Genomic DNA, 14,009 nt, shown 5'->3' on the forward strand with positions numbered 1-14,009 from the left:
TGTCGCCGGGATACATTCAGAGTTCTTTAAAAGTAGTGTTTGAAAAACCTTCACTCAGAGGCCCGCTCCATGATCCTTGTCGGCCAATATGACAGCCCCGTCACACGTCGCATCGCAATCGCGCTGCATCACTACGGCATACCCTTTACCCGAGACACCCGCTCGATCTTTAGCGATGCGGCTGCGCTCAGTAAGATCAGCCCTCTGACCCGCATCCCGGCTCTCGTCCTCGACGATGGTGAGGTGCTGATCGACAGCGCCGCCATCCTTGACCATCTCGACGAGCAAGCGGACCATGCGTTGCTCATCCCTGCCTCCGGCCCTGCGCGCCGTTTCGTCCTCCAGATGACGGCACTGGCTCAAGGTACGCTGGAAAAGGTTGCGGCTGTGGTCTATGAGAGGCACTTCCATCTCCCTGAACATCGAAGCATCGATTGGCTTAACCGCTGCCTTGGCCAAGCCCGCGCTGGCCTCGACGAACTGACGCACCGCCTTGTCACCCCCTATGCCTGCGGGTCAACGCTCACCCATGCCGATGTCATGATCACAACGCTGATCTGGTACATGCAGGACCGGATGGACGAAGTGCTGTCACCCACCGCCCATGCTTCTCTGATCACCTTGGCCGAACACTGTGAAACGCTGCCCGCCTTCCGCGCGGCCGCCCTGAGCGATTTCGAGAAAATGCCGCGCAGCTAATTTTTACCAGCCTGCAAGTCATACAGACCTGTCTCTCCCTTCCTCCAATATCCAACGCGAGGTCCGCACGATCGGTTGGGCCGCACCTGAGGGCGGTCTTGCGCGGGTCCTCGTTCAGTTGGCAGTGGGGGCCGGCAGTGTGGCCCGGCGATTTGAGCGGACTGCAGGTGAACCAAGGTTGTTCATGCAACGCCAAATGCGATCACTTCTCATTTGACAATTTATAATAAGGGCATTCCCGTCATATATCGCGCGATAGATCAGCTGCCGCCACATCTCAGCCATTCGACGGATCACGCTTATCCATTGGCTGGGGCAAACCGTGGTCGTACGTTATTACCAGGACCTGCTGCGCTTTTGCAGCCACAACGTCAAAGACGCTGACGCGGCACGTGATGTCGTGCAGGAAACCTATGCACGCTTCCTGGCTGCTCAGCGGGATGGCGACCCTCCTGCAATCCAGCCCGGCGCCGTGCTGCGGCAGATTGCCAAGCACCTGCTGGTGGACCGCCATCGACGCGCCGTGGTGCGTGCCCATGAGAGCATCGACGAACTACAAGAGTTCGAGCAGCCCGCCGCACCACGCCATCTACAACCCGAAGAGGCTCTGGCCTCCATGCAGGTCATCCGTGCCTACGTGGGCGTCATCGAATCCTTACCCCAGCGTTGCCGTGAGGCTTTCGTGTTGCACGTATTCGACGGCCTGCCACACGCGCAGATTGCCCAGAGAATGGGCATTTCCTACAGCATGGTCGAAAAACACATCGTTCGGGCGATGGTCGCGTGCAAAAACTGCGAACGTGCTCAGGCTGCTTCCACCAAGCGTACAGGTGATCGCACGTTATAAAAGACACCAATGCATTCCGCACGGGGTGAGGATTCCGTATAGGGTCTGCGTCTATATCTATAAGCCCCTCGCATTTGCACCCCATGAATCAGTCATCGCCAAATGGCTCGCCCGGCCATCCTGCTCCAGACCATGGCTCTGGTCGGGACGACGGGGACGAGCGCGAGTACGAGGAATTTGCCGACAGGCAGAACCCGCTGGACATACAGGCTGCCACGTGGGTTGCCCGAAGGCGTAATGGGCTAGATGCGGCCGGCGAGGTTGATTTGCGCGCCTGGCTTGCTGCCGACCCCAGTCATCAAGCCGCCTACGATGACATGGACGACACCTTCGGCAGACTGCGCGACATGCCTGCCGACCAGGCGGAAACGCTCAAGGCAGGCCTTCGTCCGAGCGAGGCACTGAACGCATCCACGCACACGCCGGAGCCTCGGCAGCCAGTTGCTCTCGCCGCCCGTCCGTCTTCAGCTCCTTGGCAGCCGACGCCGCCGCGCCCCGCATCGCCCGGCCGCCGCACCTGGCTGCTCGACATCGGTCGCCTGTTCCCGCAAGCGGCCACGGCCGCGGTGGCTTTCAGCATCGTCGGCGGCGGTTGGCTGGGATGGGAGCACTGGCGCAGCCAGCCTACCTTTGAGAAGGCGTACACCACCGCGCGAGGTCAGCAACTGCGCGCCGACTTGCCTGATGGCAGCATCCTGACGCTGGACACCGCGACCCAGGCCGAAGTTCGCCTGGGCCGCGACCGGCGAGAAGTGCACCTGCGTGATGGCCAGGCGCTGTTTAGCGTGCAGGCCGATCCCGAACAGCCTTTCCATGTGTTCGCCGGAGGGCTACGCGTTACCGTGGTGGGCACGCGCTTCTCGGTGCGCCACACCCGCAGCGGCCTGGGCGAAGGAGAGACTCGCGTCGTGGTGGAGGAAGGCCGTGTGCGCGTGGCGCGCAACACATCCGCCGATGCTGTTGAACCTCTGAGCGGCAGCGATGACGCGGTGGAACTCACTGCAGGTCAAAGCGTCGCAGCCAGCAGCGACGGCCAGTTGGGTCGCGTTACCGAGGTACCAACCAGTAGCGTGGCACCGTGGCGCGATGGACGGGTGAACTTCGACAACACGCCGCTGGCCCAGGCCCTGGCGGAATTCGAGCGCTACGGTGCGACGGGCCTTGTCATCCGTGATCCGGTGGTGGCCGGCATGCGTGTGGGTGGCAGTTTCGAACTGAAGCGTTTCAACAGCTTTGCGCGGTCCCTGCCCCAGCAATTGCCGGTACGCCTGGAGCAGCGCGGCGGCTCCATAGAGGTGGTCGACCTCAGGTGACACCATCCGGGCGTGCTGCGACAGAAAGTTGAAAAAAATTCTGAGGAGGACCTGAGGACAAACTAGGGGTGGCGCGTCAATGTCAGTAGAGCTTGTTTTTCTACTTACTGTCATTGGAGATTTTGCCTCATGCGCAAGACGCAGTTCACCCTCGCGCCGCTGGCCCTCGCGGCCGTCCTCGCGGTCAGTGTTGGCAGCATGGCGCATGCCCAGACGGCGCAGGCGATCAGCGTGTCGATCGCGACCCAGCCTCTGGGGCAGGCGCTGAATGAGTTTGCGCGGCAAGCCGGTTTGCAGCTGAGTTTTCCGGCGGCACTGGTGACCGGAAGGACAGCGCCACCGGTGTCTGGCAGCTTTACAGCGCAGCAGGCGCTGGACAGACTGCTGGCGGGCAGTGGCCTGGAAGCACGCGTCAACGGAAACGAGGTCGTCGTGCGCCGCATGCCTGCACCCGAATCTTCCAGCGCGACCACGCTGTCACCTGTCACAGTCACGGCCAGTGCGAACTCCACAGGAGATCTGCCCAAGGCCTATGCCGGCGGCCAAGTTGCGCAGGGCGGCTCGTTGGGGCTTCTCGGTAACACCCGAGTGGTCGATTCTCCGTTCAGCCAATCCAGTTTCACTGCGGAGTTCATTCAAAACAGTCAGGCGCAGACCTTAGGGGAGGCGCTGGAGTCCAGCCCGTCTGTCCGGCGTAACGGTTCTCGTTTCAATCAAAACGACACCTACACAATTCGCGGGTTTGGAGTGACCGTCGGCAGCGATATCGCCTACGACGGCATGTACGGCATCACTAACACCCGCCGAAATGCCATGGAGGGGATAGAAAGGATAGAAGTGCTTCGTGGCCCGAGTGCATTGCTGAACGGTTTACCTGCGGGCGGCAGCGTTGGCGGAACCATCAACCTTGTGCCCAAGCGCCCAAGCGCAGACCCCCTGACCGATGTAACCCTGTCCTACAGCTCTGCGTCGCAGCGCGGCGCCCATGCTGATCTAAGCCGCCGCTTCGGTCCAGACGATCGGTTCGGCGTGCGTACGAATCTGGCGCATCGCGAAGGAGCCACAGGCTTTGACTTTAATCGCGATCGATCCACTCATGCCAGTGTGGCAATGGACTACATCGGCGACAAGTTACGGTTGTTTGGGCATCTGAATCAAGAGGATCAACGTTTGGACGCGCCCTTATTTGGAGCATTGACGCTAAGTCCAGGATTGCAGGTTCCATCGGCGCCAGATGCGGGCAGGAACTTCAACCCCCCATTTGTCTATACCGAGACATCAAGACTGGTTGGCTTGGCGCGCGCAGAGTACGACTTCAGCGAGACGTGGACGGGCTCTCTAGCGTTTGGGGCTCAGAATCTTGAGGATGAACAGGTCACCGCTAGCGGCCAGCGCTTACTCAACAGCCATGGCGACTACTCGAGACCGAGCCGCAATCGCCTGACACGAGGAGACCGAAACGGTCGGTCGGTCGACGGCAAGCTGACGGGATCGTTTCAAACTGGCTCGGTAAAGCATCGCTTGGCAATAGGCTACTCGGGCTTTCGATCGAAGCAGAGCGTGGACACCATCAATGCCCCGGGCAGGGGAAGCAACTCCAACATCTACCATCCGGACCCGAATGCAGAGCCAATTCCGGTCTTCGACACCGCTCCGACGAATGCTCGCCAGAATCTCAGCTTTGGTGGACTGGCGATAGCTGATACCTTGCAGTTCCTGGACGACCGCATTCTGCTCACCATTGGCTTACGTCGCCAGCAGATCAAGGTGGTCGACAACGGCTCGCTCAGCTACGACCGTGCAGTCACCTCACCCTCGGTAGGACTGGTCATAAAGCCCTGGAAGAACTGGTCGCTATATGCCAACTACATAGAGGGCCTCTCACAGGGCCAAAGAGCGCCCGCCGATGCAGTGAACGCAGATGAGGTTCTTCCCCCGTTTGTCAGTAAGCAGCATGAGATCGGGATCAAGCACGATAGCGGAAATTTGCTAACGACGATTTCATACTTTGAGATCAAGCGGCCATCGGCCATCACGGATCCAGTGACACGCGTTTTCAGTGCAAATGGAGAGCAACGCAATCGAGGTTTGGAGATCGAGACTTTCGGTGAGATTTTGCGCGGGACGAGGTTCATCGGCGGCTTCACGCTGATTGATGCCAAGCTCAGCAAAACTCAAGGCGCCGTGAATGAAGGCAACTTTGCCCCGGAAGTGCCGAAATTCTCTGCGAACCTCGGGCTGGAGTGGGATACGTCTTTCGCGCCTGGACTGACCTTGACCGCACGCGCCATCCACACTGGTAGTCAGTATGTCGACCCTGCCAACACGCAGAAGATTCCGTCTTGGACGCGTTTCGACGTGGGAGCTCGATATGCACTGCGGGCGGCCGGCAGGCCTCTCACGCTGCGCGCCAGCATAACGAATCTATTCGACAGGAACTACTTCGAGTCGACGAGGCTTTTTACCGGCTCCGCGCGCAGCATTTCGCTGTCGGCAACCGTCAGCTTTTGAGCCGCCTCTCAGTACTCAAACGCATGGATGTCCTTGAAGATATGGGCTGGCCCAAGAGGTTTTCCTTTTTCCTGAAAAATCAATCCGTTCGAACGGTGGCCAGGTTGATAGTGGCCGTGCCCTTGGGATACGCAGCTACTTCGCTGTTGGTTGCCTTGCTCGGTGCCGCGGGCGTTTTGGTCGGGGTGCCGAGAGTAGACGCAGTTGTCTTATCGGGCATGGCGGCATTCTTGCTCTACATGGTGTGGATTCTCTGGTCTTTTTCCGCACGCAGCATCGCTCTCGTCTACTTCATTGCCTTTGCCGTTGGCTTGGCTAGTGCCGGTCTGCTTTGGTTGCTGGGCATGCCAGGGGGGTGACCATGGGTGAAACCTTTAGAAAGTCCATGGCCCTTCTACACACATGGGCAGGCGTCATTCTAGGTAGCGTACTGTTCGCGATTTTCTGGATGGGCAGTCTCAGCGTTTTTGACCGGGAGTTCGATCGCTGGATGCAACCAGGGATTCGGTTGGGCGCCGCCATGAAATCAGCCTCTCTGGACGAGGTTGTGAAGCCAGCGTTGAAAAATGTGGCCGCTGGCAGTCCGCAGTTGCTGGTGCGCTTGCCCACGGAGCGGATGGCGCACATCCAGCTTTCCTATAGAGACGCCAAGGGTCAGTTCGCGTCTCGCGCGATGAATCCCATGACGGGACGACTGATTGAAGAGCAAGGAAGCCTGTCAGGTACCGGATTTTTCTTTCCATTCCACTTTCGCCTGTACCTCAACTGGATGAGTATTGGCTACTGGCTCGTTGGACTGGCCAGCATGGCTATGCTGGTACTGCTCGTATCAGGCGTGATCATCCACAGGAAGATCTTCAGCGACTTCTTTCTGTTTCGTCCGAAGAAGCAACTGCAACGTGCCGCCTTGGACCTGCACAACCTGACCGGCGTGCTGGGCTTGCCCTTCCACTTTCTGATCACTCTGTCAGGGTTGATCATCTTCCTACAGGTGTACTTCCCCTTTTCCCATGTTGGCGCCTTTGGCTTTGGCGTGGAGGCAAGATCGGCATTTCAGACCGAGGTCGCAGGGCGCTTCGCGCGTCCTCGAAATGGCAACCCTGGTGGGTTGGCTTCGCTGGACACAATGGTCGCCGAGGCTGAGCGAGTTTGGCCTGGTGGAAAGGTCTCTCTGGTACGTATTTGGCATCCCGGCGATGCTGCCGGATACGTTGAAGTGCGGCGCAGTTATGCCAATGACGTAACGATGAACCTTGATCAGCTGTACTTCGACGCGCAAACGGGCGATGTCCTGCACCGCTTCGAGGCAAGTCCTATCGTAGGAATTCAGCGCTTTATTTCCGGAATGCATTTCATCCAGTTCGATCATTGGGGGTTGCGTTGGCTGTACTTTTTTGCAGGCCTATCGGGCTGCGTGATGATCGTGACTGGTTTTTTGTTTTGGCTCGAGTCACGCCGTGCGAGCCATGCAAGAAAGGGACTGCCGGGCGTGCGCACGGTGGAAGCGCTCACGGTGTGCAGTGTCACTGGCATTTTGGTTGCGACCTTGGCCTACCTGGTGGCCAACAGGTTGCTTCCTGTCGGTGTCACCTTGGCCGGACAAGATCGCGCTGAGCTGGAAGTATGGGTGTTCTACCTGGTCTGGTTAAGTACCCTTGTTCACGCGACGTGGCGTCGGGCCGATCCCATCAGCAAGCCGGCACGAAGAGCTTGGCTGGAGCAGTGCTCGGCGATTGCCGCACTGGCTCTTTTAGCCGTAGCGCTCAATGCAATCACGACGGGCGATCACCTTTTTCGAACGCTGCGGCGCGGTGATTGGCAAGTGGCTGGAGTAGACCTGACATTACTTGTTTCCGCCGCGATATTCGCTTGGGCTGCAAGGCGGATTAGTCGCTCTTCGCGGGAAACTGGAAGCGCCGGAAGATCGTATCGGGAACGCCGCGCGGCGGGGGCAATGCAGGAGGCTTCACGTGTATGAAGCATTTGGCCTGTTGGCAGCCTTTACGCTGAGTTTCATAGGCTTTGCATTGATTGCATTAAGTCAAGACAGGCATTGGGAGGCCGTGACAGCAATGCAGGCGGACCATCGCGTCAGGGGAGCCTGTTTGCTGGCAGTTGGATTGATCATGCAGTGTGTGGCATGTCTTCTGATTGTCTTCTCGCAAGGAGCGGGGTTCGGTGTTCTGCTATGGGGCGTAGGCATCACTGGCACAGCCATGCTGGTTGCCTTCGCCTTGGCTTGGCGCCCGCGTTGGATAATTTTCATAGCACTCGTCAGCCGGCGACGACGTGGGTCGTGAATGCGTAAAGATAGATAAGCTTCGAAGCGCTGCCCGCCTTCCGCGCGGCCGCCCTGAGCGATTTCGAGAAGATGTCGCGCAGCTAATTTTCCAGAGTTGACGAAAAATCCAATGCATAGACGTTTTCCGTATTTCCAGTTGATCGCCCTGATAGTCAGCTTCGGCGCTTGTAGCGCACCGACTCACGCCCAGGCCCCATCTATACCAAAGGTGCAGTCTGGCAATGGCCACCCTTACGAGATCGCCGGCAGCGAGGTATGGGACGTGCCCGATCCCATTTCTAAGCGCGGCTACCAAATTTTCGTTGCGTTGCCGCCGTCCTATGCCAAGCAGCCACAGCGGCGCTACCCCGTGCTGTATGTGACCGACGCCGACTACGCCTTTCCCATCATCCGCCAGCTAGGGCGTCGCTTGAATGTGGAAGGTCCCCAGATCGAGGAATTCATTCTTGTCGGCCTGTCTTATGGAAAGGGCGAGGACGGCAGTGTCAGCCGTCAACGCGACTACACGCCCACACCGAATGGCCCAAGTACTGCACCACCGAATGCGGTCCATGGTCAGGCGCGCGCCTATCAACAATATCTGCGCGATCAGGTAAAGCCCTTCATCACCGCTCGCTACCGGGCCGACCCTGCCAGAGCAATCTTTCTGGGCCACTCCTACGGCGCGCTGCTTGGAACGCAGATTCTTTTTACCGAACCTGGCTTGTTCAGCAGCTACATTCTCGGCAGTCCTTCCCTCTGGTACGACAAACGACATGCCTTGAAGCTCGAAGCGGGCTATGCCAAGCAGAATCAGGACCTGAAGGCGAATGTCTATCTTTATGTCGGTGCCTATGAGGCCTTGCGCAAAGGTGATCGACGCTACAACCAGACAGTAGACATGGTTGCTGACAGCCGCGCTTTGGAAGCGGCACTGATAAGCAGGAAGTACCCGAATTTGACACTGAAGTCAGCGGTCCTGAACGACGAGGATCATCTCACCGTTGCACCGCGAGGTTTCACGCAGGGAATCAAGTATCTGCTGCCAGTGCGCTGAATCATCACATTGAGCTGACAAGTCGCTGCAAGGCTCCGTGGGTATGGGCGCTGCTCAACCGGTTGGCCGCTATGGGCCCTAGCTGGCCGATTTTTACCTAGGTTCTTAGCCCTGAACTAGACAAGGTTTGCAACTGCAGCATTGATTTCAACTCAATGATGTATGCAACTATAAGTAACTATAAAATACATATAGAAACCATCTGCAATAAAGCTGGGCTAGTTATGAAGATTATCAAATCGCTTGCAATCTGTATTGCTCTGCTCGCAAGTGGAGCCGTCGCTTTCGGGGCTCCGACATCTGTGACTTTCACCTATACAGGCGCCGTCCAAACCTTCGTCGTGCCTTCGGGGGTCACGAGCCTTACTCTGGAAGCCTGGGGCGCGCAAGGCGGCACCAGATCCCCTGCGTTTTCTGCAAACCAAGGAGGCTATGCAACCGGTATTCTCGCGGTCACTCCAGGCGAAACGCTTCAAATCTATGTGGGTGGTCGCCCCTCGGATTCTTCCGCTGGCTTCAACGGTGGGGGCGCGGGCGATTTCGGCGGCGCCGGCGGTGGCGGTGCATCGGACATTCGCCAGGGAGGAACAAGCTTGGCGAACCGTGTGCTGGTAGCTGCTGGTGGCGGGGGTGGAGGCGAGTTCAGTTCTTTAATGGTCGTCGGCGGGGTGGGCGGCGGCCTTAGTGGAGGGGACGGATATCGTGAGCCAGATTATTCTGCGAATCCCGGAGGCTTAGGGGCCACTCAAACCGGGGGCGGCGCCAACGGCACATGTGGGTCACTTTACGTCTCAGCTCTGGCCGGTAGCCTGGGCCAAGGTGGATCACCTGCGGGACTGTCATGCGCCGGTTGCCAAGGTCATGGCGGCGGTGGCGGCTACTACGGGGGCGCCGGTAGCGGCAATTGCCGTGGCGGGGGAGGTGGCTCGTCTTATTTCGGCAGCCTATTCTCAGGCAGCAGTACGCCGGGTGTGCAATCGGGTAATGGAGAGATTCAGATTACCTTTGGCGGGTTACCGCAGACGTTGACCTTTGATTCAGGTCCCGTCGTCGCCGTCAACGCAACCAACAGCGTCAACGCAACCAGTGCGTCGCCAAATTCCGGCAATGCCGTTGTCTACACCACGACTTCCACCGGCTGCTCAGTAACAGCCGCAGGAGTGGTCACGGGAATTCATGCCGGTACTGGCAACTGCACCATCTTGGCCACACAAGCTGGCGATGACACTTTCGCAGAGGGGACTGCGTCGCTCACTTTCAGTATCGTTCAAAGCGGCCAGACGCTCGTCTTTCCTCCGCAGACCCCAGCCAGCCTAACCTTTGTCTTGGGTTCCACGTTCGTCATCAATCCAGCCGCTAGCAATACGGGGCTTAGTTCTGGCAACGCCATTACATACTCTTCGCTAACCACCGATGTGTGTACCGTCAGTGGCACCACCGTGACGATGCAAGCCGCTGGGGCTTGCATACTTGCCGCAGACCAGGCGGGCAATACCGATTTCACATCCGCCATTCAAGCTACCCAGACCGTGACGCTCAGTGCCGTACCTGTCGTACCTGCAGTGACAGCGGTGCCTACGCTTTCCGAATGGGTCATGGTGCTGCTCAGCCTTGGCGCTGCAGCACTCGGAGTGCGACGATTGAAAAAGGATTGAGTAGCTTCAATACGGTAGCGCTTTGTACGAGGCGCGGCAGGTTCTCGGGCAAACATCGCGCATGATCATGCGAATCGGTAGGTCCGGTTCGGTGTTCGGGCCGGTATGTCTTTAGAGGCTGCGCGTGTTGAAAGGCGTCTTTGTTCAGGCCGGCGGGCGTCATGAGGACTTCACCCCCGCAGCCGCCCGCGCAATCGCACTTGCAAGTCCCACATGGTGCGTCTCGTCCAGCAGCTCCGGGTGCTCCGCCAGTAGGGGGCGAAGCTCATCGCTTTGCCGCAGCACGTCCTTCATCGTATTGCGGCTGTCACGCGCCAAGTTGGCGGCGCGTTTCATGAGTGCGTAGGCGCTGCGCTTGCCCATGTGCTTTGCGAGTGAGAAGGTGAGGGCCTCCGACAGGATCATTCCACCCGACCGCAGTAAATTGTCCTGCATGGCTTGAGGCGAAACCACCATACAGGCCAGCAGCTGGTCGAGTGCGGAAAGCAGGTCTGCCATTTTTCCGCACATATCGCGCAGCACCTCGCCATGCTGAGACGAGTCACGATCGTAGGTGATGGGGATCCACTCCATGAGCGGCGCGACATACGCACCCACTTCACGCGATAGTGAAACCACCGCAATGCTCAGGCTGGGATTGACCTTGTGCGGCATGGTGGATGAACCCACTGCTTTAGTAGATTCGCCAAGTTCGCCGATGTCGTCGCCGCAAGCAAGAAACACTTCTTGCCCCATGTGGCCGCAACCACGTGCGGCCAGCGCCAGCACGCAACCGAATTCGGCAAAGCGGTCACGGCTGCCTTTCCAGTCGACAGCCTCGGGAGCGTCCAGGCCCAGTTCGGCCATGACCTCACGTTCAATATCGGGCCCCTCGTCGCCGAAAGCTGCATAGGTCCCCACAGCTCCGCTGAGGATGCCCGTGCAATAGCGTTCTAACCAGTGCGCCAACCGCTCCATGCTGCGCCTGTGCTCGGCAAGCCAAGTGGCCACTTTAAAACCGAATGTGATGGGCTGGGCGTGCCGCCCTAGCGTGCGCGCCACCATGGGAGTGGCGCTGTACTGGTCACATAGCTTGGCAAGACGTGTTTCAACGCTGCCCATCTGAGAGAGCAGCGCAGCGCCGGCTTCCTGCAACTGCTGTATGAGCACTGTGTTGAAAACATCCGCTGTGGTTGCGCCGTAATGCAGCCATTCCCGGCTGCCCGGTTGCAGGCTGGCCGACCAGGCCTCCAGCACCGAGACGAGAGGATGGCCCAGCGTCTTGCGCTTTTCTTTCCAGCTCTCGGACGGGAAATGCTCCAGAGAGGCCTTGTCCGCAATATCCTTCGCGGCAGCCTTAGGGATCAGCTCGCGGCGAGCCTGAACTCTGGCCAGAGCCGCCTCGAACTGCAAGATGCGGAGCACGCTCGCTTCGGCAGAAAACACGTTTCGCACCGCAAACCCCTCGGTGCTTGATGCCGCATCATCCGATAAACAGATCATTGCCCAAAGACCTCTTTATCGATCCAGCTTCAGACCGGCTGTGGCCTTGCGGAAGCGCGCATCATCGCGCTCAATAAGTTGGCGAAACTGTGTTGGTGTGTCGGCTACGCCGGTGCGAAACCCCAGTTTGCCAAGACCTTCACGCACTTCGGGCTTAGCGAGCGCTTGCAGTAGGGCCCCATTGAGCTTCTGTCCCAGAGCTGGTGACAACTTGGCGGGAGCGAACAGGCCAAGCCACGCTTCAGTGGAAAAGCCCTTGATCTCACGCCCTTCGTTGATGGTGGCTATGTCTTTGTTGACTTCGTCGCGCTGCTGGCTCATGAGGCCCAGTGATCTAAATTTACCTTCCTTGATGTAGGGCACTGCGGACGGCAACGTGACAACGGCAGCATCAATCTGGCCACCCAGAAGATCTGCATTGAGTGGAGCCGCGCCCTTGTACGGCACGGTGGTCCAGCTCAGCTTGGCCTGCTGCTCAAGCATGGAAGCTGCCACATGCTGAAGTGTGCCCACGCCCGGAATGCCCACATTGACTTTACCGGGGTTCTTGCGCACGTAGGCCAGCAACTCGTCGATGTTCTGTGCGGGCAGCTTCGGGTTGGCCACCATCACAAAGGCAGTGCTGCCGATCGCGCCGATGGGCGTAAAGTTGTCGAAGGTGTAGCCTGCGCTCGGGTTCGTGATGGGAGCCAACACGACATCGTTGACTGTTCCGGCCAGAATCGTGTAACCGTCCGGTGCCGAACGCAAGGTCTTTTGTGCGGCTATAGCTCCGCCAGCGCCTGCCACGTTATCCACCGCAATCGGCTGACCCAGTACCTGCCCCAGATGCGTGGCCACCAGCCGGGCGGCAGCATCCGTGGCGCCGCCTGCAGGGAAAGGCACCACCATACTGATGGGCTTGCTCGGGTACACATCCGCTGCGGCCATAGTCGGTGCGATCAACAACGCGCAGCCAAGCGCCAGTGCATTCGCGGCAAGTCGCAGGGGTTGTGGGAATGCGCGAAGCGCGCGAAGTAGTGGGGTGATCTGCACAGCAATGTCTCCTGTAGTTATGAACTCACAAGATTCTGCGAAGATATCTACAGGCTATAAACATATAAGTGGCACTGAGCCATAGGTAAACCCAATGGCTAAACAGCCCGACGTCTCCGACAACCAACTCGATCGCGTAGGGCAGATCACGCGACGTCTAGTTCACTATGCTCGGCCGCGTCAGCTTCAGCTCGTGCTGCGCATGGCTGAGCTGGGCACCATTCAGAAAGCCGCTAATGCGCTGGGCATGAGCCAGCCATCTGCCACGCAAGCGCTGACGCAGTTTGAATCGCTTCTAGACCTGCGGATATTCGACAGGCATGCACGGGGAGTCCGCCTCACACAGCAGGGCGAGCTTCTGCTGCCCACTATGCAACGCGTGCTCGCATCGCTTGACGCGCTGGGACGAGACACCGTGACGGTACTGCAAGGCGCGCGAGGCTTGGTAAGAGTGGTCGGCATCTCGGCTGCCAGCACGGCTGTCGCCGCCCAGGCGTTCCCCGCACTGTGCAAACAGACCAAGGACCTGTCTATCGACTACACCGAAGTGGACGCAGCAGACATTCCTTCGCTCTGCGCGACGGGAGAAGTGGACATTGCGCTCTGCCGATCGTCCACCGAGGTATCAGCCGACTTCGAGTTCCTCGCACTTCGGGAAGACTCGCTGGGCGTGTACTGTGTCCCCGAGCACCCACTTGCAGTCAAGCGTCGACCCAGCCAGCGCGACTTGGCTGAGGCCACCTGGCTACTGCCGCCAGCCGGCTCGGCACCTAGCATTGCATTCATGAAATTTTGCGAGAGCGCCCACATCACACCGCAGCTCGTACGGTTGAACACGCGATCTCTGTCGTTGACCTTTGCCCTTATGAGACAGTTGCAATGCCTCTATGTCGGCTTGGCCAGCCATATGGACACCCTCGTTGAGGCCGGGCAGTTCCACCGGCTCATGCTGACGATACCCACCGAGCTGGAACCCCTGGGCATGTTGCGCCGTCGCGAGGGCAGAACGCCCGCAGCCGATGCGGTGACCGCCCACCTGTTGCGCTGGTTCACGACTTAACCGAAAGGCTTCTGCCATGTCGAAGGCAATGACAGCGCCATAAGCGGATCGGGTCGCGCAATAAGGGCG

The 14,009-nt window shown here is 58.9% G+C and carries 12 protein-coding genes; 10 read left to right on the forward strand and 2 right to left on the reverse strand.

What is annotated here, in order from left to right; translation table 11 throughout:
- Positions 1-69 precede the first annotated feature (69 nt).
- The 9 genes from ABIE13_RS12445 to ABIE13_RS12485 all read left to right on the forward strand — a co-directional run bounded on the left by ABIE13_RS12445 (position 70) and on the right by ABIE13_RS12485 (position 10,363).
- Positions 70-699 (forward strand): glutathione S-transferase family protein, encoded by a 630-nt coding sequence (locus tag ABIE13_RS12445; RefSeq protein WP_354443831.1) that lies wholly within the window; start codon positions 70-72, stop codon positions 697-699.
- A 322-nt stretch (positions 700-1,021) separates the two neighbouring features.
- Entirely contained in the window at positions 1,022-1,546 is a 525-nt protein-coding gene (locus tag ABIE13_RS12450; RefSeq protein WP_354443833.1) for an RNA polymerase sigma factor, read from the forward strand.
- Positions 1,547-1,629: 83 nt separating this feature from the next.
- A complete protein-coding gene (locus ABIE13_RS12455) occupies positions 1,630-2,859 on the forward strand; it encodes a FecR family protein (protein ID WP_354443835.1) in 1,230 nt (409 codons plus the stop codon).
- A gap of 129 nt (positions 2,860-2,988) precedes the next feature.
- On the forward strand, positions 2,989-5,370 hold the full coding sequence (locus ABIE13_RS12460) for a TonB-dependent receptor (RefSeq protein WP_354443837.1): 2,382 nt from the start codon (positions 2,989-2,991) through the stop codon (positions 5,368-5,370).
- Between the two features lie 23 nt (positions 5,371-5,393).
- Complete coding sequence (locus tag ABIE13_RS12465; protein ID WP_354443839.1) at positions 5,394-5,729, forward strand: hypothetical protein; 336 nt, start codon at positions 5,394-5,396, stop codon at positions 5,727-5,729.
- 26 nt (positions 5,730-5,755) lie between these two features.
- Complete coding sequence (locus ABIE13_RS12470) at positions 5,756-7,348, forward strand: PepSY-associated TM helix domain-containing protein (protein WP_354443841.1); 1,593 nt, start codon at positions 5,756-5,758, stop codon at positions 7,346-7,348.
- The gene (locus tag ABIE13_RS12475) at positions 7,341-7,670 is read left to right on the forward strand and encodes a DUF3325 domain-containing protein (RefSeq protein WP_354443843.1); all 330 of its coding nucleotides are present in this window, start codon (positions 7,341-7,343) and stop codon (positions 7,668-7,670) included. Before ABIE13_RS12470 ends, ABIE13_RS12475 begins: the two co-directional genes overlap by 8 nt.
- A 111-nt stretch (positions 7,671-7,781) precedes the next feature.
- Positions 7,782-8,708: an alpha/beta hydrolase gene (locus tag ABIE13_RS12480; RefSeq protein WP_354443845.1), complete on the forward strand. Its 927-nt coding sequence runs from the start codon at positions 7,782-7,784 to the stop codon at positions 8,706-8,708.
- Between the two features lie 302 nt (positions 8,709-9,010).
- Positions 9,011-10,363 carry a glycine rich domain-containing protein gene (locus ABIE13_RS12485; protein ID WP_354443847.1) on the forward strand — a complete coding sequence of 451 codons (1,353 nt, stop codon included), beginning with the start codon at positions 9,011-9,013 and terminating at the stop codon, positions 10,361-10,363.
- A gap of 159 nt (positions 10,364-10,522) precedes the next feature.
- On the opposite strand, the gene ABIE13_RS12490 is transcribed toward ABIE13_RS12485, so the two are convergent.
- A complete protein-coding gene (locus ABIE13_RS12490) occupies positions 10,523-11,845 on the reverse strand; it encodes a lyase family protein (protein ID WP_354443849.1) in 1,323 nt (440 codons plus the stop codon).
- A 15-nt stretch (positions 11,846-11,860) separates the two neighbouring features.
- Entirely contained in the window at positions 11,861-12,880 is a 1,020-nt protein-coding gene (locus ABIE13_RS12495) for a Bug family tripartite tricarboxylate transporter substrate binding protein (protein WP_354443851.1), read from the reverse strand.
- A 94-nt stretch (positions 12,881-12,974) separates the two neighbouring features.
- On the opposite strand from ABIE13_RS12495, the gene ABIE13_RS12500 reads away from it, so the two are divergent.
- A complete protein-coding gene (locus tag ABIE13_RS12500) occupies positions 12,975-13,940 on the forward strand; it encodes a LysR family transcriptional regulator (protein WP_354443853.1) in 966 nt (321 codons plus the stop codon).
- Positions 13,941-14,009 lie beyond the last annotated feature (69 nt).

It is taken from the genome of Ottowia thiooxydans, assembly GCF_040548795.1.
Taxonomy (GTDB): Bacteria; Pseudomonadota; Gammaproteobacteria; order Burkholderiales; family Burkholderiaceae_C; genus Ottowia; species Ottowia thiooxydans_A.